The organism is Oceanobacillus saliphilus, assembly GCF_023522835.1.
GTDB lineage: Bacteria > Bacillota > Bacilli > Bacillales > Amphibacillaceae > Oceanobacillus > Oceanobacillus saliphilus.
In genome coordinates this window covers 1-22,674 of the sequence record NZ_JALCZU010000012.1, presented here as the reverse complement: position 1 = coordinate 22,674, position 22,674 = coordinate 1, and the positions used below count along the sequence as shown (strand labels likewise).

At 40.2% G+C, this 22,674-nt stretch carries 18 protein-coding genes; 6 read left to right on the top strand and 12 right to left on the bottom strand.

The genetic code is table 11. The features are described from left to right. Positions 1 to 37 precede the first annotated feature (37 nt). Positions 38 to 3,280: a DEAD/DEAH box helicase gene (locus MN204_RS17205; protein WP_249872327.1), complete on the bottom strand. Its 3,243-nt coding sequence runs from the start codon at positions 3,278 to 3,280 to the stop codon at positions 38 to 40. 209 nt (positions 3,281 to 3,489) lie between these two features. Between MN204_RS17205 and MN204_RS17200 the strand changes: the two genes are divergently transcribed. Next, positions 3,490 to 5,061, top strand: a complete 1,572-nt coding sequence (locus MN204_RS17200) for a peptide chain release factor 3 (RefSeq protein ID WP_249872326.1) — start codon at positions 3,490 to 3,492, stop codon at positions 5,059 to 5,061. Between the two features lie 113 nt (positions 5,062 to 5,174). Here MN204_RS17200 and MN204_RS17195 read toward each other — a convergent pair whose 3' ends face one another. Together MN204_RS17195 and MN204_RS17190 are read right to left on the bottom strand one after the other, a co-directional pair. Continuing rightward, the gene (locus MN204_RS17195) at positions 5,175 to 6,053 is read right to left on the bottom strand and encodes a metallophosphoesterase (RefSeq protein WP_249872325.1); all 879 of its coding nucleotides are present in this window, start codon (positions 6,051 to 6,053) and stop codon (positions 5,175 to 5,177) included. A gap of 73 nt (positions 6,054 to 6,126) precedes the next feature. Beyond that, positions 6,127 to 6,693: a YkoP family protein gene (locus MN204_RS17190; protein ID WP_249872324.1), complete on the bottom strand. Its 567-nt coding sequence runs from the start codon at positions 6,691 to 6,693 to the stop codon at positions 6,127 to 6,129. Positions 6,694 to 6,822: 129 nt separating this feature from the next. On the opposite strand from MN204_RS17190, the gene MN204_RS17185 reads away from it, so the two are divergent. Together MN204_RS17185 and MN204_RS17180 are read left to right on the top strand one after the other, a co-directional pair. Then, entirely contained in the window at positions 6,823 to 7,920 is a 1,098-nt protein-coding gene (locus MN204_RS17185) for an MGDG synthase family glycosyltransferase (RefSeq protein ID WP_249872323.1), read from the top strand. Between the two features lie 141 nt (positions 7,921 to 8,061). Then, positions 8,062 to 8,271, top strand: coding sequence for a YjzC family protein (locus MN204_RS17180; RefSeq protein WP_249872322.1), 210 nt, complete (start codon positions 8,062 to 8,064; stop codon positions 8,269 to 8,271). A gap of 162 nt (positions 8,272 to 8,433) precedes the next feature. Here MN204_RS17180 and MN204_RS17175 read toward each other — a convergent pair whose 3' ends face one another. The 3 genes from MN204_RS17175 to trmB form a co-directional block, all read right to left on the bottom strand. Then, positions 8,434 to 11,832 (bottom strand): phosphodiester glycosidase family protein, encoded by a 3,399-nt coding sequence (locus MN204_RS17175; protein WP_249872321.1) that lies wholly within the window; start codon positions 11,830 to 11,832, stop codon positions 8,434 to 8,436. Between the two features lie 289 nt (positions 11,833 to 12,121). Continuing rightward, complete coding sequence (gene uraA / locus MN204_RS17170) at positions 12,122 to 13,384, bottom strand: uracil permease (protein ID WP_249872320.1); 1,263 nt, start codon at positions 13,382 to 13,384, stop codon at positions 12,122 to 12,124. A 415-nt stretch (positions 13,385 to 13,799) separates the two neighbouring features. Continuing rightward, positions 13,800 to 14,435: a tRNA (guanosine(46)-N7)-methyltransferase TrmB gene (gene trmB, locus MN204_RS17165; protein WP_249872319.1), complete on the bottom strand. Its 636-nt coding sequence runs from the start codon at positions 14,433 to 14,435 to the stop codon at positions 13,800 to 13,802. Positions 14,436 to 14,573: 138 nt separating this feature from the next. Here trmB and MN204_RS17160 point away from each other — a divergent pair, with 138 nt between their 5' ends. Then, positions 14,574 to 14,864, top strand: coding sequence for a YtzH-like family protein (locus MN204_RS17160; protein WP_249872318.1), 291 nt, complete (start codon positions 14,574 to 14,576; stop codon positions 14,862 to 14,864). Here the strand turns inward: MN204_RS17160 and MN204_RS17155 are convergent. The 6 genes from MN204_RS17155 to MN204_RS17130 form a co-directional block, all read right to left on the bottom strand. Further along, a complete protein-coding gene (locus MN204_RS17155; RefSeq protein ID WP_249872317.1) occupies positions 14,851 to 15,669 on the bottom strand; it encodes a phosphotransferase family protein in 819 nt (272 codons plus the stop codon). The genes MN204_RS17160 and MN204_RS17155 overlap by 14 nt on opposite strands. Positions 15,670 to 15,764: 95 nt before the next feature. After that, positions 15,765 to 16,691 (bottom strand): diacylglycerol/lipid kinase family protein, encoded by a 927-nt coding sequence (locus MN204_RS17150; protein WP_249872316.1) that lies wholly within the window; start codon positions 16,689 to 16,691, stop codon positions 15,765 to 15,767. A 3-nt stretch (positions 16,692 to 16,694) separates the two neighbouring features. Then, on the bottom strand, positions 16,695 to 17,462 hold the full coding sequence (locus tag MN204_RS17145) for an NERD domain-containing protein (RefSeq protein WP_249872315.1): 768 nt from the start codon (positions 17,460 to 17,462) through the stop codon (positions 16,695 to 16,697). A 366-nt stretch (positions 17,463 to 17,828) separates the two neighbouring features. Further along, positions 17,829 to 18,383 carry an RNA 2',3'-cyclic phosphodiesterase gene (thpR, locus tag MN204_RS17140; RefSeq protein ID WP_249872314.1) on the bottom strand — a complete coding sequence of 185 codons (555 nt, stop codon included), beginning with the start codon at positions 18,381 to 18,383 and terminating at the stop codon, positions 17,829 to 17,831. Positions 18,384 to 18,458: 75 nt separating this feature from the next. Then, the gene (locus MN204_RS17135) at positions 18,459 to 19,181 is read right to left on the bottom strand and encodes a pseudouridine synthase (protein ID WP_249872313.1); all 723 of its coding nucleotides are present in this window, start codon (positions 19,179 to 19,181) and stop codon (positions 18,459 to 18,461) included. Positions 19,182 to 19,194: 13 nt separating this feature from the next. Then, positions 19,195 to 20,811 carry a putative polysaccharide biosynthesis protein gene (locus MN204_RS17130; protein WP_249872312.1) on the bottom strand — a complete coding sequence of 539 codons (1,617 nt, stop codon included), beginning with the start codon at positions 20,809 to 20,811 and terminating at the stop codon, positions 19,195 to 19,197. A gap of 229 nt (positions 20,812 to 21,040) precedes the next feature. On the opposite strand from MN204_RS17130, the gene MN204_RS17125 reads away from it, so the two are divergent. Both MN204_RS17125 and MN204_RS17120 read left to right on the top strand, forming a co-directional pair. Next, the gene (locus MN204_RS17125) at positions 21,041 to 22,315 is read left to right on the top strand and encodes a BaiN/RdsA family NAD(P)/FAD-dependent oxidoreductase (protein ID WP_306798753.1); all 1,275 of its coding nucleotides are present in this window, start codon (positions 21,041 to 21,043) and stop codon (positions 22,313 to 22,315) included. Between the two features lie 66 nt (positions 22,316 to 22,381). Then, on the top strand, positions 22,382 to 22,567 hold the full coding sequence (locus MN204_RS17120; protein ID WP_249872311.1) for a hypothetical protein: 186 nt from the start codon (positions 22,382 to 22,384) through the stop codon (positions 22,565 to 22,567). Positions 22,568 to 22,674 lie beyond the last annotated feature (107 nt).

Here is a 22,674-nt window from a genome sequence, read left to right as displayed (position 1 = left end):
TCAGAAAACATTGTACGTAAAAACCGAACCGTAACTATCACCGATCATCTTCCGACATATTTCCAGCAAATTCGGGGAGTGACAGGCACCACCTTATATCTTCTTCTGTCAAGGTGGTGGCTAACTTTTCTGCGGGGTCAATGATTTCCTCAATGAGATGGCGTTTCCTCTCCTGGAGCTCATTCATTTTTCCCTCAATGGTCCCCTTTGTGATCAGTTTAATGACCTGGACAGTATTTTTCTGTCCAATACGGTGAGCACGATCTGCCGCTTGTTCCTCGACTGCCGGATTCCACCATAAATCATATAATATGACCGTATCTGCTCCTGTAAGATTGAGTCCAGTTCCACCTGCCTTCAAGGAGATAAGAAAAATATCCCGCTCCCCAGCATTAAATCGATTGCATATCTCGACCCGTTCTTCGGATGGTGTATGTCCATCTAAATAAAAGTACGGTCTTTCTTGATACATTAATTCTTTTCCAATAATTCCAAGCATTTTTGTAAACTGTGAAAAAATCAATACACGTCTACCCGAAAGTCTTGCCTCTTCCAGAATTTTCATCAGTCGGTCAAATTTGGCAGAAGTCCCTTCATAACCATCAACAAACAGTGCTGGGTGGCAACAAATTTGTCTCAACCTTGTTAAACCAGCCAATATTCGAATACGATTTTTACGAATTGTATCTTTATCGAGATGTTTCAATGTTTTATGGCGCAGCTTCGCCAAATAGGCAGCATACAAGGTTTTCTGTTCTTGATGCAATTCTACGGTTTCCGTAAGCTCAATTTTTTCAGGAAGCTCTTTCACAACATCTTCCTTGATACGACGCAACATAAAAGGTCGGATACGTCGTGAAATTTGCTTCCTTGTTAACTTGCTGTAATCTTTCAAGCCACCGAATAACTCCGGGAAAACAATATGGAAAATCGACCATAACTCTTCCAATGCGTTTTCGACAGGTGTCCCTGTAAGTGCAAAACGATGATCTGCTTTCACTTTTTTTACAGCACGGGCTGTTTGTGTAGATGGATTTTTAAATGCTTGTGCCTCATCAAAAAATACCGTATGGAAATGTTGCCTTTCAAACCACTGAATGTCACTGCGAAGCAATGGATAGGAAGTGATCACCACATCCACGTCAGAAAGCTCGCGCTGCAGTTTTTTTCTGGAACTGACATTACCGTCCAGCACAATTGCCTGAATTTCTGGTGCAAACTTCATTAACTCATTTAGCCAATTATAAGTGACAGAGGATGGACTGACGATCAGCACAGGAACATTCGTTGAACGAATTTCAGCCAATTCAGAAACGATATAAGTAATGCTTTGTACGGTTTTCCCAAGTCCCATGTCATCAGCCAAAATACCACCAAACCTATAGCTTGCCAATGTTTTCATCCAGCGATAACCTAGCTTCTGATAATCCCTTAGAATCTGATCCAAACTTTCAGGAACCGGGAAATCGAGACTGTCTGGATTTCGAATTCCCTCCAGAAATTGCCTAAAGGAATCCTCCACTGAAAACGTCTCCACATCCTCAACCATATCTATCAGCTGCAACCCTCTTGCTATCGGCACAGTCAACCCTTTCTCAATATCCTCATCCTGTACTGGTACCGCTTGGAGAAAGCGGCGAATTTCCTCCATTTCCCTTGTTTCCAATGACATGAGCGAGCCATTGCGCAATCGATAATACTTCCGCTTTTCTTCGATTGCTTCCAGTACATGACGGATTTCCTTTTCAGGGAAACCTTCCATTTCAAATTTAAATTCAAGCCAATTTGTCCGCTCCCGTTGATGTTTCACCCTGATTTTTGGCCGTGGAGGTTTTTTAACTATCCTCGTTCTGACCGCTGTTGTGGCATAGATTTGAACAAGCTTCTGTAGTGTTGGAAGAATATGATACAGAAAGTTATATTCCAGTTCCTCATTCTGGAAAAAGTACCCGCCTTCTGTTTTCACGAAAGAGCTTTCGTCCATTATTCGTAGTATTTCATCTTCCTTTTCGATATCCCGAACAATCATTGCACCTTGTCGTATCTCTCTGTCCTCCAACGGATTCAAAATTATCGAATCATAATGGAACTCCAGGCCGGCAAGAAGGCGATTTTTTACACGATCGAGATAAAGTTTGGCTTTGAGCGGCGTTTTGTTGAATCGGTTGATAACGGATTCGGATAAAATAACCTCCCCCATTTTCCGTAAACCTGGAACGACCTTTCCCATAAAAACTTTCATTTGGCTAGCCGGGATTGTAATACGGTTCGTGCCTGAAGTATCCAACATAATTTTTAGTTCATGCAGACGTTGATTTTCTTCTTCTTTTAAAACCATTAATTTCCCGTCAATCATTGCTGTTCGATACGCATGCAAGATAATCATCGAATGTAATCCATTGACCTCGAGCTGATAGTCTTTATCCTTTGTTTCCGAAAACTCATACCGTAAAGGGAGTTGCTCGTCCAACACTTGAAAATCATGATATAAACCTTCACTATTTTCCAGCTTCACTCGTGGTGCTTTTGTCAGTAGGGCTTCTAGTCGTAACCATGATGATGGCGGAATCAGCAGTAACTCCCGACTGGCATCGTAATCGTGCTCGGTCAATCCATCTAGATAGGATTTCTCATCCTCGACCACTTGGATAAGCTGTGTGATTATTGCATCCGTTTCATGTTGAAAGCAATGCAGAACCGGATCATATGTAAATGATAAAGAAAGTACACTTTTCTTACGGTGCTGTATATGCTGTAAAAAATCCCTGATGTGCAGCACTTTTACAGTGCCTACCTTCAACTCGATCCCGAACATGTATGCTTGACCGCCAACATTGACCACTTTACATAGAACCGTCACATCGAGAACTTCTCTTCCCTCAAAATGCATTTGATGTCCGCTGGAGTGAAGTGGTCTGTCTTCAAACAGCGTAACTAATCCTTGTGCAAGCTTATTTGCAGGCTCATGCTCAACCAACGTTTCTGATGTCCTCTCCCGATGATTTTCGTCTTTTAAAAATAGTAAAACCGCTGCGACATGCTGACATTCTTTATGGAATGATGCGAGTGAAGGACAACTGCATGCAACGCGAAAGTCTCCGTCCTTGCTTTTTTCAATCGTTACATAAAAATCCTCCAGGCTTGAGACCACAGCCTTTATTTGATCAGGGTTATACGTATCTAGCGTTACTTTACCATTGCGATAATAAGCCTCCCCTCTTTTAAAGGAAACTGCCCCACATCTATCCATGATGATTTTCTGATTCAGTTTGATTTTCAATGGAGACGCTCCTTTCGTTAGGGGTTCGAATAAAATTGTTAGGTTTTATTTAAAATTAGTGAAAAAAATAGTATAGTAATAGTTGGTCCAGTAATATTATATCAGAGGAAATACATGAATTGCTAAAGGAGCGTCAATCAAATGTAAGATGAAAATCCCAAATTTTATTCGAAACGCTATATAGAATCTAGAACAGAAGGGATTTTTTTATGAGTATACAAGATGAAGTAAAGAAACGAAAAACATTTGCCATTATTTCCCATCCGGATGCTGGAAAGACGACAATGACGGAGAAGTTGCTCTTATACGGAAATCTAATCCGCTCAGCAGGAACTGTCAAAGGAAAAAAATCCGGCAAGTTTGCAACATCGGACTGGATGGAAATTGAAAAACAACGTGGAATTTCCGTTACATCGAGTGTAATGAACTTCCCCTATGATGGTTATTATGTGAATATCCTCGATACACCAGGGCACGAGGATTTCAGTGAAGATACGTACCGCACACTGACAGCCGTGGATAGTGTCGTTATGATCATTGATTCAACAAAAGGGATTGAAGCACAGACATTGAAGCTATTTAAAGTATGTCGGATGCGCGGAATTCCTATCTTCACATTCATTAACAAATTAGACCGTGAAGGGAAAGAACCACTTGAACTGCTCGAAGAAATTGAACAAGTATTAGATATTGAAACCTACCCAATGAACTGGCCTGCCGGCATGGGAAAAGGCTTCCTCGGCATTTTTGACCGCTATGGCAAGCAGTTTGTGAAAAATAATGTTGACGATGTAGAGACATATATTCCGAACGAAGAACTCCTGAAACATGAGAAGCTTATTTCAAACCCTATTTATCAAGCTGCAAAAGATGAGCTTGAATTGGTTGAAGAAGCTGGCGATCAGTTTTCATTGGAATCTGTTCTGGCCGGAGAGCAAACACCGGTATTTTTTGGCAGTGCCCTTGCACCATTCGGCGTTGAGTTATTTTTCGATACATTCATCAATATGGCGCCAACCCCTACACCAAGAAAATCAACAGAAGGTGTTATCCAGCCTGATCGTCCCGATTTCTCAGGATTTATCTTTAAGATACAGGCGAATATGAATCCTGCCCACCGTGACCGTGTTGCTTTCTTGCGTGTATGCTCCGGTAAATTCGACCGAGGTATGAGTGTTCAATTATCGAGGACGGGTAAAGTATTCAAGCTTTCCCAATCACAGCAAATGGTAGCATCGTCGAGAGAAACGGTGGATGAGGCTTATGCAGGTGACATTATCGGAATTTATGATCCAAACGCATATCAAATTGGCGATACACTGTTGGAAGGGAAAGAGAAGTTTGAATATGATGAACTTCCACAGTTTCCACCAGAAGTATTCAAAAAAGTAACTGCAAAAAACGTCCTGAAATCGAAGCAATTCCGTAAAGGGATCGAACAGCTTGTACAGGAAGGGGCAATCCAATTATTCCGTGATAAAATGACGGATTCATTTATTCTTGGTGCAGTTGGTGAACTCCAGTATGATGTATTCAAATACCGTATGCAAAATGAATATAATGCAGAAATTATGTTTGAACCAATTGGAGAGCGCATCCCTCGCTGGTTGAAGGATGATCAGGTTGATGAATCCCTTTTCGATAGCGGGAATCTTCTCTGTAAAGATCGGGACGGCAACCATCTCGTCCTATTCCGCAACGAATTCGCACTGAACTGGTTCAAAGACAAAAATCCAAAAATTGAACTCATCGACCTATTCGAAGTAAACGAATACCGTTAAGTGCCTGTGGTCACTCCTCGAATTTTGTCGAATAAAAAAAAACGTGAATCCCTACCATGGGATTCACGTTTTTTATACTTTACTGAATAAAAAATAAACCGAACAAAAAAGCATTAGCCAGCAAAGACTGGAGTACGTTCTGCTTCGCCTGCATTCTGTTTGATTTCTGCCGGTTGTAACTGGACGGTGTGGAATGTGATTTCCGGACGGCTTCCGATCCGAATGTTAACTCCTGTCTGACCAAGACCTTCGCTAATATAAAACGAACGCCCTTTGTATTTCTGTAATCCTTTCACCATGTTCATCCGGACTAATTTCCCCATTTTCACTAAATGGTACGGTTTCGGCCAGTATATTTGCCCACCATGGAAATGACCTGATAACAAATAGTCATAATGATAGTCTGCCATCTCCAATACAACATTCGGATCATGGGTCAATACTAAATTATAACCTGTGCCTACTTCATCATAAGACTTCTCTAAGTCACTATGGCCAGTGCCAAAATCATCAACTCCAATGATATTGACTGTCTTCCCATCTATTAAAAGTGTTTCATTTTCATTTTGCAGTGTTTTGACTCCGTGATTATTCAAGACATCTTTTAATTGCTCAAAATACGGATGACGCAGTACATAATCATGATTACCGAATACAGCATACATTCCATGGACGGGATTCAACTTGCGCAGCGCCTCTAAATACGGAACAAGCCTTGGAATGCTTCGTTTCCGATCAAGGAAATCTCCTGTTAGTGCAATCAGATCGATTGGCTGATTTTTTAATTGTTCAAAAAGCTGATCAGGTGTTACGGAGATATTTTCAATATGCATATCTGAAATATGAAGAATGCGAAGTGATTGATCGCCGACAGATTCCACACCATTGTCTAGTTGAATATCATTTATTGTAACAGCATGGGTATTTTTGTTTCCGATATATATAAAGTAGCTTAGTAGAATCAAAATAATTGTAATAACAGCGTAAAACATCTTATCCCCTCCCGAACCTATTATACGGGTTTGAGACGGGATATTCATTTGTAATATATGGATGGGTTGCCAATTAAACAGGCTTGTATTTTCGGTATAACTGGTCCTTCGGCATAAATAAGTAAACCGGAGTTTTCTGATTTTTACTGTTCGTTGCAGATGCTATAAAATCGATTGGGTAAAATGCTGCTTTTTTAAAAAACTTATAATAATTACTGTGAATCGGTTTCGTTTCAAATCCAAGTCTCTTACACCCTTTATAAAGCGAGGTAATACCAATGATACCCTTAATATCATCTGTATTTTCATGTAATTGGATATACTTGGCAATAGATGGCAGTGCATCTCGAACACTCTTGTATATAACTAATCCGCGTCTAAGTTCACTTTCAAACATATGCACTTGCTTTACCAACTGAACATTATGCAGATGAATTTTTAATAACGTATCATTTTTGTTGATTACTGTACCATCCGCTAACGTAATACTCCTCCCTTTGTATTTGGTCAGACGGACACGTACCATTGTCTGATTTCCTTTTTCATTAACGATATACTCCAGACGAGTGAACCGATAGTAGATAGGGTCAATGAAATTCCAAACGCATAAGCAACAGCTTCTAAGGTTCATTTTCATCATTCCAGTTCTCCTTGTTCGTAGTATTTTAATTTTGTGTAGGAAATTGTATTACTATAACTGGAAGTTTTAGGTTTGGAGAATGAAATGATTTTCTCTTCACAAACTATATCGTGAAGGAGTCGAATAACTATGGTCCGAATATTATTTATGCCATTTTTACAAATACCTTCAGGACATCACCACGTCGCTGACTGTATACAAGATCAATTACATCAATCTGCTGGTGAATTTGACTGTGTTAAAGTTGAGCTGCTTTCGTTTAGCTTTGGTACCATCGAAAAGCTGGTGTCCTCATTTTATTTATATTGGATCCAAAGGTTTCCGACTATCTATAGTCAAGTATATAAACGCGTCGTAGTAAAAAAAGAAAAACCTAAAAAGAACTACTTTCTATATGAAGTTTTATTTTTGAAACAAGTGCAACGAATTCTCGAGCAGACAAAACCCGATTTGGTCATCTGTACACATTCCTTACCGTCCTATCTTCTCAGCAGTTTGAAAAAAAGGGATTCCTGGTCAGGAACGGTTATTAATGTCTATACAGATTACTTTATCAATGAACTATGGGGAATGGATGAAATAAATTACCATTTCATTCCGAGCATGGATGTGAAGAATCAATTATTGGAACGAGGAATGAAGCCAGATCAGGTTTTTGTCACAGGGATACCTGTACATCCAAGCTTCCGAGTGGACAGCCAATTGGCCAAGGAAAAAACCAAATATACCGTACTTATCAGTGGAGGCAATATGGGAGCAGGGTCCATCCAAAAGCTTCTCAACCGACTCCATCCATCGGGAACCATTCGTTATCAAGTACTTTGCGGGAAAAACCAAAAATTATTCCAATCGGTTGATCGGCTGAATCATCCCTCTATACAAGCTATTCCCTATATAAGTTCAAAAGAAGAAATGAATCGATTATATGATCAGGCAGATGCCATTATTACCAAACCTGGTGGGGTAACCATGAGTGAATGCCTATGGAAACGGATTCCAATCTTTGTTTATGAAGCTTTACCCGGACAAGAAGAAATCAATTTAAATTATTTAAAGAACCAGGGACTAATATTTCATCTCGATAATTGGAATACATTGACAGATTTGGAACCAATCATTATAAATCGAATCAAGAATGACACAGCACCACTACATGACAACCTAAAAACATATATCAACAATATCGAAAACCATGACATTCCACACCTGATCCAAAAAATACTGTGAGGTGCCACTGAGGTGCCTGTCACTACCCGAATTTTGTCATCATTTGTCGAGGCTTGCTGATGTATCCTGTTTTTGCCACTAATTAAATGCAGCGGATGACACCATACTAAGAAAACCTTAGATGAATAAGGAGTGATTTTTATGGGTGAAGGCTCACAATTTCGGTCTGGTGACAAAGCACCAAATAACGGGGTTTATATTGAAATTGGTGAAACCGGTAGTAATGTGAACGACCCACAACAAATTAAGCTTCATGCTGGAGAAAAATTCCCTGATAACACCAATCAAAATCGTATTTGGGTAAATAAGCGAAAACAGCATGAACCAGGGGTACAAGGTAGACAGAACTAGTCATTCGTTAAAACCGATCCCATGCTTGAGACATTAACAAGAGCGCAATTCATCACGAATTGCGCTCTGTTTAGTAGAGCTGATTGGAAAGGATAAACCTTTACCACCTGCTACAAGTGCAGCGAAAGCACCACGTTTTCTATTATTGGTTGCAACAAATAACTACTGAATGGTAATTTGCTGTTGGGCACTTTCGTTATTGGATATAACTTTCAACATAATCTCTCCGCCACTTAATGTTTTTAGCTCACCTGTTGCCGGATTCAAGACCGCTGCGTACTTACCTGTTCTCTCAGCTTGTTCGGCTTCTTTACCAGTGCCAATAAACACATTATTACTTCCTTCCCATGTGACAGATGCCGGGTAACGCAGTGGGAAGTTCAGGTTTCCGACTTGATGACCTGTAGCTTCAACCGTAATTGTCTCTCCACTATTTGCTGTTTCAGGAGCATGTAGTGTAATTGATTCTAGCAATGGACGTACTTCCGCTTGTATCCACTGAGAACCCTTAACATTACTTCTGTTTGCTGCTTTTTCAGGACCATTTGATTGATCAGGTATCGCAGTAGGATCAACTCCGAAAAGTGTCCATGCATAGAATCCGCCGTTATCAACTGCGCCATATGGAGCCTTTCCTGCAGAGCCAACAACCATATATGGCACACCTTCTACACGCTCCAGATTTACCGTATGTGCATGACCACTAATATAAACTGCGCCTTTTCCACCTGATTTTTGGCGGAATTCAGTGAACCATTGCTCCAACAATTGAGCCTCCTTGCGATCAGCCAGCTGACTATTATCCGTCGGAAGCGGATCACGTGTTGGATGGTGACCAATCACCGTTACATTTTTAATTTGTGGATTTGATGCAGCTTCATGAAGTGATTCTTTCAATTCAATTAGTTGGTCGAAATCACTTGTTCTTAAGCTGCCTTTTGATGTGTCCAATAAAATAAATCTTGTTCCTTTATGATCAAAGCTAAATCGGTTTTCTTCAAAGACATTTAGAAAATTATCCAAATTCCCTGAACCTACAATCTCATGATTTCCTGGAATATAGTAAACAGGAATCTCATCTCCTACTTCTTCATCTAAAACTTGCTTAGCAAATTCAAAATCTTCTTCCCAAGCGGTATCTACAAAATCTCCATTAATGACAAGGAATTCCGGTTCCTCCGCAATGATTTGACGAAGGGATTCACGAGCCATCTGAGCGCTATTGCTATTTGGAGCGTTTGCAGTGAACTGGCTGTCTGCAAGAATTGCAAACTTCCAGCGATCATTACCGATTGATTCATTCTGAACAATTAGAGGATCTGGTTTAGCTTCCTCTTGCTCAGGTATTTCAACAGTTGGCGGGACTTCGACTGTCAGATCATCAAAAATCAGCTGTCCGCTATACTGCTTATTTCTATCGGTTTCAACCGGATAAATACGCCATAATTTTACTGGGTAGCTAATCCCTGCTGGAATCGTTGTTTCGACATACTTCCAGCCTGTCCAGTTTACTTGATTTGCTAATGTTAACGTATAATTTGTTCCGGCAGCGTCAGTTATAACTGTACGAAGCCAAGATCCATTCCCATCCCCATGTACCCAAAGACCAATTTTTTGGACATCACCTGGAAGTTCCAGACTTGGGGAGGACTGTAAATAAGCCGCACGTGTAGCTGTCGTAGTCGAAAAGTCATAGTTCATCTGAATACCATTTCCTTCTCTACCTTCCACCACTTCCATGGACGCCCCAACAGCAGATGGATACTTTGTAACACTCCAATTTGACGTATTTTCAAAATCATCTATTTCCACTGTCTCCAGTCCTACCGTAACTGGAAGGTATACTTTTTTATCCAGGGCAGTCACTGCAATTGTCGTGGATGAACCATCTTCCCTTGGTACAACAGTAAAGCTTCCATCCTGATTTTCTTCAATTTCTACAACCGAATCATCGTAATCCAAGTCCAAATCTCTTGGTTCTATCGGTGCAGAATAACCATCTTTATCAAAACCAGTAACGGAAAAACTGCTATTTCTCCCCATTTCAAGTCCAAGATAGGAGTTAGATGTTTCGATACGGTCCAATTCTCCGAGCACGGTTAATTTCTTTGTACCTTTAGCTGATTTGATTTGCGCTTCTGCAACAGCTGTTCCCGGTTTTTTCGCATGAAAAATGCCATCATTGTCAAATGAACCGACATCAGCTGGAAGAGCCTGCCATGATATTTCCCCAACTTCAACAGGGGAATAGTTTTCGTCATGTCCAAGTCCGATAAAGGTTCTGCTTAATCCAGGAAAAACACGGTCACTATTTTCATTATTTGCTACTGTTTCAACAGCAAATGATGTTAGCTCCCCACTTCCTGCCTGTGCAAAAATCCCAATTCCATTTGGTACACTTCGTTCAACACCGTCAGATGGTTCATTGACTACCTCTGCATCTGCATACCCAGGCATGCGTGCAACCATTGTTGATGATCCGCCACCATCAACATTTAATGCAGTAAACGCACCATATTCCTTCATTAATTTCCCTAATTCTTTATAGGTCATTCCACGACTATTAACTTGTCGACCGTCAACTAAGGCAAGCAGCATCGTTTTCCCATCTTCTGAAAATCCAACTGCTGTCCGTGGTGCGGTAGTGCTATCATCTATGTTCGCTGGAACTTGTCCACCGTCAACCAGCTTCACATTTCCACCGATTGCAAAGTTCATCCATGTACCTTCATCGATTTTTGGTGAATATGCAACTGTAACTTCATCACCAATCGATAATTCTTTTAATGTATTCGCACCTTGCTCACGTCCAACCAAAACAAATGTATCTTCTGCAATAGGTCCCTTTCCAGCCTGATCAGAGACAGCCACTACTTCCCCATCTTGTACGATTACTTCATACAATGAAGAACCACTAGTTGATCTTTGGGCTTGTCCCCAGACAGATGTATACAATCCGATTCCATTTGAGGGAATAGCAGATTGATTTAGGGCTGCAAGCGAATGGTCTCCTGATGGCAGCTGTATCGTACCTTCAAGGAAAATATCGGTAATTTTCCCGAGACCTTGCTGATCAACACCCGCAGTTAATGTAGAGCCTTGTGGGCTTTTTAACAGGATATTATCTTTAATCATTGTTCCTGATGGTGCACTTGTATTATTAATATCAAAAAAGTCCCCATTTACAGCACCAATCGCACCAGCATTCTTAGCCATTTCCGATACCCGCATCGTTTTGGATATCTCACCAGGATATAGCAAATCCGCTGCTACCATGTCATTGGATAAATCAATTGTCATCACTTCACCATTCAGCCAGCCCCGTGCATCGAATCGTTCGAAACTTGATAATTCAATTCCCGGTCCGATTGTTGTCGTTTCTTCTTTTGATAAGAGTGTTTTTCCGGCTGGACCAACCGTTACCCTTGGCTCTGTACGATCTGATGATGCAGATCGCGCATCGGATATTGGATTAGATTCGCTTGCTGCATTTACAGGGACAATGGAGCCCAACGTAAAAACAGAAACGAGCAAGGTACTCATCCACCATTTTTGCTTCATACTATTCCCTCCCTATTGTAAGACCATAAATGAACTCCAACTAATTAGCTTCTCTACTCCTTTCTTCCATATGTCTACTCTTTATACTAGCAAAGTAGTATTAAATAAATGCATGAATTTTATGAATTTTTATAGTGCAAAAGAATGATGAATATTAATACTTCAATATAATTCTAGTAAGATCATCCTAAATAGTAAAATAAGAAAAACTTGGCAAAGACCAAGCCTTTGAGCAGATGCCTTAGTTGCAAAAAAAATGCTCTGCGATTAATTCGCAGAGCAGTGGTTATTACGATTCATTTGATAACTTCAATATATCCAATAGCTTAAAGAACAAGCTGATGATGATTGCTACAATAGTAGCTAGTCCCATTCCGGCCAGCGCCACATTTCCGATTTGGATGGACGCACCACTAATACCGATTGCCAACACGACACATGTCAAGATGAGGTTTTGAGAATTATTGTAATTCACTTGCTGTTCAACAAGCATTCGCAAACCGCTTACTGCGATAATACCGAATAACAATAAGGATATTCCACCCATAACCGGTTCAGGAATGGAAGAAATGAGGGCAGCCAGTTTTCCGGAGAAAGATAATATTACGGCCACTACTGCCGCTCCACCGATAATCCATGTGGAATAGACGCGCGTAATTGCCAGTACCCCGATGTTTTCACCGTAAGTTGTATTCGGTGTGGATCCGAAGAAACTGGATATCATCGTCGAAATACCATTACCGAACAAGGAACGATCCAGTCCGGGATCTTTGACAAGGTCTTTCTTGACGATATTTCCTGTAACAACTAAGTGTCCGATATGTTCAGGTACAAGTACAAGTGCTGCTGGTAAAATAATTAGGATATCCGACCAATTGAATTCAATTTGATAAAACGTCGGCATTTGTATCCAGCTTGCTTCTTTGACGGCCGTATAGTCGACAATGCCAAACATCGTTGCGATGACATAGCCTGTAATAATACCAAGCAAAATTGGAATAATTTTCAGGAATCCTCTCATCGTCACCCAGTAAATAATTGTTGCTCCAAGTGTAAGCAGGGAAATGGTGATTGCTGTTGTATCTCTCGCTACTTCCGGTTGTGCAACTAGTCCGGCCATATTAGCAGCAACTGGTACGAGTTCCAGTCCGATAACCGCCACGATTGCTCCCATTGCTGCAGGTGGAAAAATGACATCTATCCAAGACGTACCTACAAATTTTACGATAACCCCAACCATAACTAGTACAAGACCTACAACGAAGAAACCGCCTAATGCAGCTCCATATCCGCCACCCGTAGTCAATACTGCCATTACTGGAGAAATGAAGGCAAAACTTGAACCAAGATATGCTGGAATCTGTCCTTTCGTAATCAAGATATATAGTAACGTTCCAATACCATTCATTAATAGGATTGTTGCTGGATCAACACCGAATAAAATTGGTACCAATACCGTTGATCCAAACATAGCAAATAAGTGCTGTATGCTCAATGGTAAGCTTTGTAATAAAGGCAGGCGCTCATTAACCTGAATTTCTCGTTGTTTCATCTCGTTCTCTCCCCTGTTTTTTATAGAAAACTTAGTATTCGACAAGTTCTCTCGTTGCATAAAAAAACACCTTGCCCGGGCGATCTGGCAAGGTATTTGTAAGCAGCACAGGGCATAGGCATAGCCTTTACCTGAAGAATTGAATGCACCTAAAAAATGCAAGTGCCTACTGCTTTAACCTTACCAGCCTCACAGGACTGCTTTAAAGGTGTTCATATAAGTTATTGATGTTATTATGACAAACTTCCCTATAATAAGTCAAGCTTTTTTTAAATCTATTCCTCTGGATTCAATTCCGATCATTATCTCTTGCAACAATACGATCATGCATCCCGAAGGCTTTAAAAATCTTGCTAGTTAGTAGCTTTTATAACTGAAAAGACCATCATAACCAATGATGATCTTTTCCGCTTCATTAAAAACTCGCTCGGCTTCTATAGATAACTTGCCCTTTGGCAGCAAATTTCTCTTCATATTCTGTCATTACATTTAAAGGGTCACTAATGGCATGCAGATCGAGATTCACTTCTTCAAGCTTCATTCCGTATGCATTAAAGCTAACTAACGAATACTCAAATAATCCACGATTATCCGTTTTAAAGATAACTTTTCCTGCGGGATCGAGAACCTCTTTATATTGCTCCAGGAATGTATGGTATGTCAGCCTTCTTTTCTCATGACGGTTTTTTGGCCACGGATCAGAGAAATTCAAGTAGATAGTGGCAACTTCATTTTCAGCAAACATCTCCCTGAGATCTTCTGCATTTTCGTTTAAGAGAAGTAGATTATCGACTTCCCCATCAAGCACTTTCTGGGCAGCTGATACGATAATACTTTTCGCCATTTCAATTCCGATAAAATTAATATCCGGATGCTGTTTGGCCATTCCAACGAGAAATTGCCCTTTTCCGGTTCCAACTTCAATATGGATTGGATGGTCATTTTTAAAAACAGATTGCCATATTCCTTTATATTCGGTTACATTCGGGATGACAATATGGTTATGTCTATTTAAAAAGTCATCAGCCCATGGTTTATGTCTTTGACGCATTGTGTTCCCTCGCTTTACTTGCAAGATAGATTAGATAAATTTTCCTACTGATTAATTGTTAAACATAGATAGCTAAGTCCAGTGCCTTTTTGAATAGAAAAAAAGAAACAGACTAAACTAATTCGTGAGGTGATTATGATGACGCTAGATGTAAACAATCAATTGACACTGCTGCTTGATATTTTGGATGAACAACAGGTTGACTGCTGTGCCACTGTCAGTGAATACCAGCAAATAAAACGTTTAGTCAAATCGATGTTGGCAAACAACAGCATTACGGATGAACAGCTGCTGAATCTGCTTCCCGATATATATAATTATGGCAGACAAGGCGAATCAGCGCAAAGTCAGCCGGATCATATTACATGGAATAGAAATAATCTTGATCATTGGATAAGTGCCATACAACAAACGACTACTTTAGAATAGAAGTACGTATTTGTTCATTCAATTCTTTCAGATCATTGAGGCGTTCCATTACTTTAACTGGTTCTTCCCGTTTCGAGTGCCAGTTTAAAAACTGGAGCGCATCATGAAGCAAATACCAGTACATTCGCTCAAACAGATTACTATTAGGTGTAACACCATATTTTATAAGCCAGTCATTCCAGTTCTCTATTGGAATATACCATTTCAGCAGCATACCAAAATCTGTAACGGGATCTGCTATCATCGCATTATCCCAGTCAACAAGGAAAATATTCCCATCCTCAGTCAGGATAAGATTGTTATGATTAATATCACAATGGCACACAACAAGATTCTGATTACGTGTGTTTGGCAATAGTTGTTCAAGATGGTCGATAGCCGTCTGAACTTCTACATAGTTAGCAATCAGACCTCTCGAATTTAGCATCTCTTTAATATTTTTAAGGCTATCATCCGATGTGGCAGGTTTTCTACCCATACGGAGGAGCATATGCAATAATTCGGATGAATGATGTATCTTGTGAAGGATATCAGCTACACGCTGATGCTGCATTTCATGTGCTTTCAGCGATCTTCCTTCGAGCCATTCCTGTGCGGTGATGACATCGCCATTCTCCATCCGCTTTGTCCAAATTAGCTTGGGAACAATTCCTTCAGCTGACAATACGGCGAGAAATGGAGATGAGTTGCGTTTCAGAAAAAGTCGTCTATTGTCTTTTTCCGCAACAAACGCATCACCCGTCAGACCGCCAGCAGGTGTTATTTTCCAACCAATACCTAAAACTTGTCCAAGCCATTCAATCATAACTTTTTCACATCTTTCAAAATTAGCGTTCAATTAATATATTTTATAATGATTTACATGAAAACACAAATATGATTTTTATGTTACGAGCAATATTACTTCTTATTATAGGCTGTTCCCAAGATTTTTATCGGTGCAGCCTGTTTTATTATTTCACTATATCGGCATAGATCGGTTTGACCATCTACTTGAAATAGTATAGGTTGAACGGAAGTTATTTTCAAAGATTTCGCTTCGAGTACTTCCACTTCCTTATAGCTTGCATGGTTGCCAAAAAACACCGTTATAAACAGAGCGAGAACCTTCCATTTAGAAATCGAATGAATGATAAGGACCGGCAAAACTTTAGGTTGAATCACTGCATGAGGAATAATTTTCATTCCACCGCCATAATAAGGATGATTCCCGATTGAAACCATCCAGCAATTATCGAGTTTCTTCGTTTTTCCGTTCACTTCAATCGTAACAGACATTGGTTTAAAAGTTATTAATACTTGTAAAAGTGCGATAACATAACTAACTGTTCCTAATCCGATTGCATTGAGAAGGTTTTTATAGTTTGATTCATTTACTGCCTTTGCGATTACAGCATCAAATCCAAATCCGATGCTGTTTGCAAATTTCCGTTGTTGTTTATCCGGCTGACTGTATTTACCAATCCAATAATCTAACGTATGGTCAGCTTCTACAATCTGTTGCAAAATCTGCTGCGGACTACCTTTAATACCACAGCCTCTAGCAAAGTCATTTCCAGAACCTCCCGGAATAAAGCCTAAAGGAATTTCTGTCGTTGTTAGTCCGTTTATGATTTCATGAATGGTGCCGTCCCCGCCAATAACGATAATCGTCTTGCCCGTTGGATCATTGCTGATTTGACTTGCAATTTCTTCTCCGTGCCCTTCGTATTCCGTGAAATAGTATTTCCTGTCCATTTGGCGATAGGTATCACTTTGCTGAATATCGGAAAATATTCGCTGTGCCAACCCAAAACCAGCTTTTGGGTTAATAATAAAAATATACATGCCCTATTCCCCCACATTACCAAATGACTCTGAATCACGATCTGCTTCCCATTCCGCACGTTTGAACGAGGTTGTCTGACACGTTTTCAGCAAAGCCTCTGCCGTTTTCAATTGGACATTCTTCAATGGGGAAGTCAGTCGACGCTTTTCCTGAAACCAATCAGCATAATCTTTCTGACCAATGAGTCTTGTATTATAAGGCTCTGTTGCATAAACGATTGAGTTCGTACGTGACACGACCGTTTTCTTAATTGGAAAATCAATGGAATAGCTTGATAATATACTGCTGACAAGTTTTTCAGAACGTTTCAGAGCAATTAATGGGCTAAGTATCTTTGTGTGCTCATTTCCCTTTTCTAGCGTCCATGTACGCTCATCCCCAGCCATAATGACCGTATCAGGGCTCTTCTCAAGAAAATGAATAATCTCTATGCCAATGGGACTGATCAGCATAATCTCTGATTCTATCGGTGCCTTTTTAATCGCAAATATTGGAAAATACATAATTAAATACGTATCTGGAAATCGTTGCATAAAATATTTAAGTAGCGCATCCTGATAATAATCACCATTTACAAATGAAGTTTCGGTAACCGTTGATGTTGCCCATTTCATTTGGAAGCGAAAAAGCTTATCCAAAAAATATTGCTTCAGTTCTGCTTCTGTATCCGGAAGATCTGCATATTCACTGGGTTCCTGTTTGGTCTCTTCCAGCTGTTCCGGTTCTGTTTTTCGTTTCAGCTTTGCCTTCAGCTTGGAAAATCTGGTCATAGCAGGTTGTTCTGTTTCCGACTCTGAATCGGGTTCCTCAGAATGCAGTAATTCTGGATTCTCCCATATACTGTATAGCTTATTCCAGTTGTCTTTCTTTAAACGGATATATTGTGTCGGATAACGATATGTATCCCATTCGTACCTTGATATGTAATCCTGGAGTTTTATTAACTGTGCGATAATTACACCCCCTTATCATAGTGGAGCGTGCTGTAATTACGTAACAGCACGCTTATAATGGATACGAAAAACAGCCTTTACTGTCCCTCATTCTAGAGGACACACATGGACATTTTCCTCTAATTTAAATTTAATCCTGTATTTCTAGGAACATCCCAGCAGCTATGAATCTTTTTCGAATCGTTATTTCAGCATATACCGCTCGACCACTTCATATTTTGGTGACTTTGTCGGATGAATGCGGAACAGTACAATATCTGCTACATGCATCGTCTGCTTGTCTTTAAATTGTTTTTGCAGGCTAGGTAATGTCTCTTCAGATAAAGAGCTTTTCCCTGCCCACATTTTGGCCAATGTAATATGTGGTCGGTATTCCCGTTCTTCTTTTTGATAGCCGATTTTCAATGCACAATCCTCGACGATTTGCTGCAGTTTGACTAATCTATCCGTACGTTCAACCCCGGCCCAAAGGACACGAGGTTTATTCGGATTGCCAAACGTACCTATTCCTCCGACATCAAGATCAAAAGCCTGCAAATCCTGTACTTTCTGCAATTCCTGCTTCAATTGTTCCACTTTATTATCGGCAACATCACCGAGAAACTTTAGGGTGATGTGCAGATCCTGGTTGTGTGGCCATTGCTTGTACGGAAATTGTTCCTTCAATCCATGCTGCCAGTCTGAAAAAAGTGCTTGAAGCTCCTCTGGCACATGGATGGCTATAAAATAATGTGACATGTTTGATCCCTCATTTATTCTTTTCGGCAAAGCACATGGCCAACTAGCAATGCATCTCCTACTAGTTATGTGTGCTTAAGCTTCTGATTTTAAAGAAAGACAATACGCCAGTTCGCTCTCCGTCAATTCTCGGTAGTTGCCAAGCTTCAAGTTGTTATCTAGTTTCAATTCACCCATGCTTAGACGTTTCAAGTAAATTACTTTCTTCCCAACGGCTTCGAACATCCGCTTCACTTGATGGAACTTTCCCTCTGTAATCGTAACTTCAATCTCTGAGGTTTCTCCATTTCGCAAAATGACAAGTTCTCCCGGTTTGGCCTGGTAACCATCCTCCAACACGACACCTTCACGAAACGTTCTGATATCTGCTTCCGATACGTTACCATCAATCCTGGCAAAATACGTTTTCCCGACATTCTTCTTTGGAGAAACGAGCTGATGTGCCAAGTCACCATCATTAGTTAGAAGCAATAACCCTTCTGTATCTTTATCAAGACGTCCGACCGGAAACGGATTGAAATGCCTGACATCTTCTCCAAGCAAATCAATGACCGTTTTCTCGCGAGCGTCTGTCGTTGCCGATACATAGCCAGGTGCTTTGTTCATCATTAGATAAATGTATTTCCTATAGCGAATGATTTCCCCATTCACCGCAATCTCATCTGATTCCGGGTCGACTTTCATCGCATTATCTTTTACAACAGCTCCATTTACGGTAACCTGTTTCTTCTTTAATAAAGTTTTTACATCTTTTCTGCTTCCAATTCCCATATTGGAAAGCAATTTATCAAGACGCATTCTCATTCTCCTTTTACCTTCTTAAAAATCTGCCTACTAAAGGGATCTTGCCCCCAAAGATTCGTTCCAGCAATGTGGATGAGTAGGCAAGTCCCAAATAGACAACTGCACCACCAGTTGCACCAACAGCAAGCATTATAGTAGCTGCCCAACGTGATTCTTCATATGGAATGAATAAACCCATAATTCCTTTAAGAATCCAGACTACGATACACATGATTACTGTAAATATACCAATCAGCATCGTACGTTTAATGGTTTGTTTAAATTTAAAATCGATAGCTGTTTTAATGCGCCACAGATTAAGTGTCACAGCAATACTAGCCGCAATAGCGGTCCCAAAGATTGCTCCCTTTGCACCAAACATCTGAATAAGCTGGCTGTTCAGCAATATTTTTGCCAATAGGCCTGACAGCAAACTGAACACCGCATAGTTCTGCTGGTCTATACCCTGAAGAATGCCTGATGTTACTGTAAACAAAGCAAACAGCAGTGCAATTGGTGCATACCAGGCAAGTAATGTACCTGTCATCTCAATATTTTTCATCCCAAAAAGTGCACCATACACTTCATGTGATAAGATTGCTATTCCGACTGAAGCAGGAATAACGAGCACTAAAACGATTTGGAAAGCCTGGTTAATTTGCTTTGTATACATTTGTTCATTTTTTCTTGTAAATGACTGTGTCAGGCTTGGCAGCATCGCCAATGAAAGGCCAGTTGCTATCGTCATTGGGATAATAACGATTTTATGACCGTACATATTAATAACCGAATAAGCTTCTACCCAGATACCTTGGCGACCACTGGCAAGCATGGCTGGCTCGAATGTGAACTGATCGATAAACTGATATAAAGGAATGGCAAGTCCAACTAATACAAATGGTCCTGCATACTGGAATAATTCTTTAAATAAATCCTTCGTATCAAGGTCATACGTATAGCGCTGATTTGCAACTTGCCTGTCAAGAAATGGCTTTCGCTTTTTCCAATAAATGGCCAGGACGACACAGGACCCAAGTGCACCAATGAATGCCGCAAATGTTGAAAATCCGACTGCTGTAACGATGGAACCCCCAAGTATATGGAGTATAATATAGGCTCCTATTAAGATAAATGCAATCCTGACAATTTGTTCGACAACTTGTGAAATTGCAGTTGGTCCCATCGATTCATGACCTTGAAAGAATCCTCGCACAATACTCATGGAAGGAATGATAATTAAGGCAACACTGACCATTCGAGTAACAAACGCAACGTCCTCCGCAGTAACCTCTGCATCTTTCCCTTTAATCATCCATTGTGCTAACAAATCAGCCCCTAAGAACATGATTAAAAATGCGATGATTCCAGTACAAAGCATGAGTTTGCTTCCTGCTTTGAACATTCGCATTCCCGTTTCATAATCACCGAGCGAATTATATTTCGAAACAAATTTGGAAACCGCTAACGGAATCCCCACTGTTGATAGACTAATAAATATACTATATGGCGTATAGGCAAAAGCATAAAGCGTTCCACCTTCAGCACCTACAAGCGCATTGAAGGGAATTACATAAAGCATTCCCAACAATTTCGACAAAAACGATGCACCAGTTAAAAGCATCGTTCCTCTGACTATTTTTGACATTATTTCACCCGCATCTTAGCAATCGTAATTGATCACTGCGACTTCCCCGTCTGCAGTGTGTTTTTCTTTTTTAAATACTAAAACTCATTTTACCATACTTAATACACAGTTTCTTCATATAATGTTCGTGCAACGGAGCAATTTTTGTCGATTTCAAGGTAATTAATGAAAGAAATTTGAGCATGACAGCTGTTAAGTGGTACTATACTTACGAAAGGAATGAATCGAATTGACATATGATGTAATCGTAATTGGCGGTGGTCCGTCCGGTCTGATGGCTGCTATATCTGCAGCAGAGCATGGCGCAAAAACGATGCTGCTTGAAAAAGGAAAAAAACTCGGGAAAAAGCTCGCCATTTCAGGCGGTGGAAGATGTAATGTAACGAATCGTCTCCCACAAGAGGAAGTAATTCAACACATCCCTGGAAATGGTAAATTTCTATACAGTGCTTTTTCCGTTTTTAATAACGATGATATTATTGATTTCTTTGAAGATATGGGTGTAGCATTAAAGGAAGAGGATCATGGGCGTATGTTCCCTGTTTCCAACTCTGCGCAAAGTGTCGTTAACGCATTAATTGATAAACTGAAGGAATTAAATGTCACCGTGAAAATGAATACAAAAGTCAAGGCTGTGCATTATGACGAAACCATGCACCATGTAATTTTGGAAGAAGGAGAAAAACTAAATACGAAAGCGATTGTCATTGCTGTCGGTGGCAAGGCGGTACCACATACTGGTTCAACCGGGGATGGCTACGCTTGGGCAAAAAAAGCCGGACATACGATAACAGAGCTTTATCCAACAGAAGTTGCACTAACATCGAAAGAACCCTTTATTCAAAATAAAAGTCTTCAGGGTCTCTCTCTTCGCAGTGTAGATTTATCGGTTCTGAATAAAAAAGGCAAGCCGATCATCACACATAGAATGGATATGATTTTCACTCATTTTGGTGTATCTGGACCTGCTGTATTACGCTGTTCGCAATTTGTCGTCAAGGAGTTGATGAAGGGACAGAAAAAAGTTCCCATGGTACTTGACGCCCTTCCAGATCAACATGAAGAAAAACTGATAACGAATATTCTTGACTCTATGGAAGAAAACCCAAAGAAAGCTTTTAAAAATATAATAAAGGGAATTGTCCCGGAACGATTTTTAACGTATATTCTCGCGCATAACTCAATTGGAGATGACCAAAAATGTGCGAATATCTCTAAAGAAACAGTACGTTCCATTGTGCATACCATCAAAAACTTCACTTTCCATGTACATGGTTCCCTGCCGCTTGAAAAAGCATTTGTGACCGGTGGCGGTGTTTCCATTAAGGAAATTGTCCCAAATACGATGCAGTCCAAAATAATGCATGGCCTTTATTTTTGCGGAGAGATTTTGGATATTCACGGCTATACTGGTGGATATAACATTACTTCAGCCCTTGTAACAGGAAGACTGGCCGGAATGAATGCAGCTGAGGAAGCGAGTTACATGGTATATGATTCCTAGCATGATTTTCAATCATTGTGCCATGCTAAACCTGTCTGATACTTTAACAGAGAGGATTGATGATGAATGCAAAGAAATGGTAATTGGTTACCAATAATTGCTTCTGTCGGGGTTGGAGCTGCAGCTTACTACACAATGACAAGAAACAATCAGAATCTCGGCCAAACAGTACAGAAAATGATGCCTTTCTTGACTGGTGGAGGCGGCGGTAATGGCAATTCCGGCAGTATGGGTCCTTATGGAATGAGTTAATCAGATGGAAGAGGCTGGGACAAAACCCCAGTAAATAAAAATAAGCGTGATACCATTCCATGAAAATTGGAAAAAAGGTATCACGCTTATTTTTCTATTTATATTTA

Excerpts from the sequence above, each read along its gene's own strand:
- MN204_RS17155 (WP_249872317.1), bottom strand. The coding sequence starts at position 15,669 with ATGATTGAATGGCTTGGACAAGTTTTAGGTATTGGTTGGAAAATAACA.
- MN204_RS17120 (WP_249872311.1), top strand. The coding sequence starts at position 22,382 with ATGCAAAGAAATGGTAATTGGTTACCAATAATTGCTTCTGTCGGGGTT.
- thpR (WP_249872314.1), bottom strand. The coding sequence starts at position 18,383 with ATGTCACATTATTTTATAGCCATCCATGTGCCAGAGGAGCTTCAAGCA.
- trmB (WP_249872319.1), bottom strand. The coding sequence starts at position 14,435 with ATGCGTCAAAGACATAAACCATGGGCTGATGACTTTTTAAATAGACAT.
- MN204_RS17175 (WP_249872321.1), bottom strand. The coding sequence starts at position 11,832 with ATGAAGCAAAAATGGTGGATGAGTACCTTGCTCGTTTCTGTTTTTACG.
- MN204_RS17160 (WP_249872318.1), top strand. The coding sequence starts at position 14,574 with ATGACGCTAGATGTAAACAATCAATTGACACTGCTGCTTGATATTTTG.
- MN204_RS17150 (WP_249872316.1), bottom strand. The coding sequence starts at position 16,691 with ATGTATATTTTTATTATTAACCCAAAAGCTGGTTTTGGGTTGGCACAG.
- MN204_RS17145 (WP_249872315.1), bottom strand. The coding sequence starts at position 17,462 with ATGACCAGATTTTCCAAGCTGAAGGCAAAGCTGAAACGAAAAACAGAA.
- MN204_RS17130 (WP_249872312.1), bottom strand. The coding sequence starts at position 20,811 with ATGTCAAAAATAGTCAGAGGAACGATGCTTTTAACTGGTGCATCGTTT.
- MN204_RS17195 (WP_249872325.1), bottom strand. The coding sequence starts at position 6,053 with ATGTTTTACGCTGTTATTACAATTATTTTGATTCTACTAAGCTACTTT.
- uraA (WP_249872320.1), bottom strand. The coding sequence starts at position 13,384 with ATGAAACAACGAGAAATTCAGGTTAATGAGCGCCTGCCTTTATTACAA.
- MN204_RS17185 (WP_249872323.1), top strand. The coding sequence starts at position 6,823 with ATGGTCCGAATATTATTTATGCCATTTTTACAAATACCTTCAGGACAT.
- MN204_RS17200 (WP_249872326.1), top strand. The coding sequence starts at position 3,490 with ATGAGTATACAAGATGAAGTAAAGAAACGAAAAACATTTGCCATTATT.
- MN204_RS17180 (WP_249872322.1), top strand. The coding sequence starts at position 8,062 with ATGGGTGAAGGCTCACAATTTCGGTCTGGTGACAAAGCACCAAATAAC.
- MN204_RS17190 (WP_249872324.1), bottom strand. The coding sequence starts at position 6,693 with ATGATGAAAATGAACCTTAGAAGCTGTTGCTTATGCGTTTGGAATTTC.
- MN204_RS17135 (WP_249872313.1), bottom strand. The coding sequence starts at position 19,181 with ATGCGTCTTGATAAATTGCTTTCCAATATGGGAATTGGAAGCAGAAAA.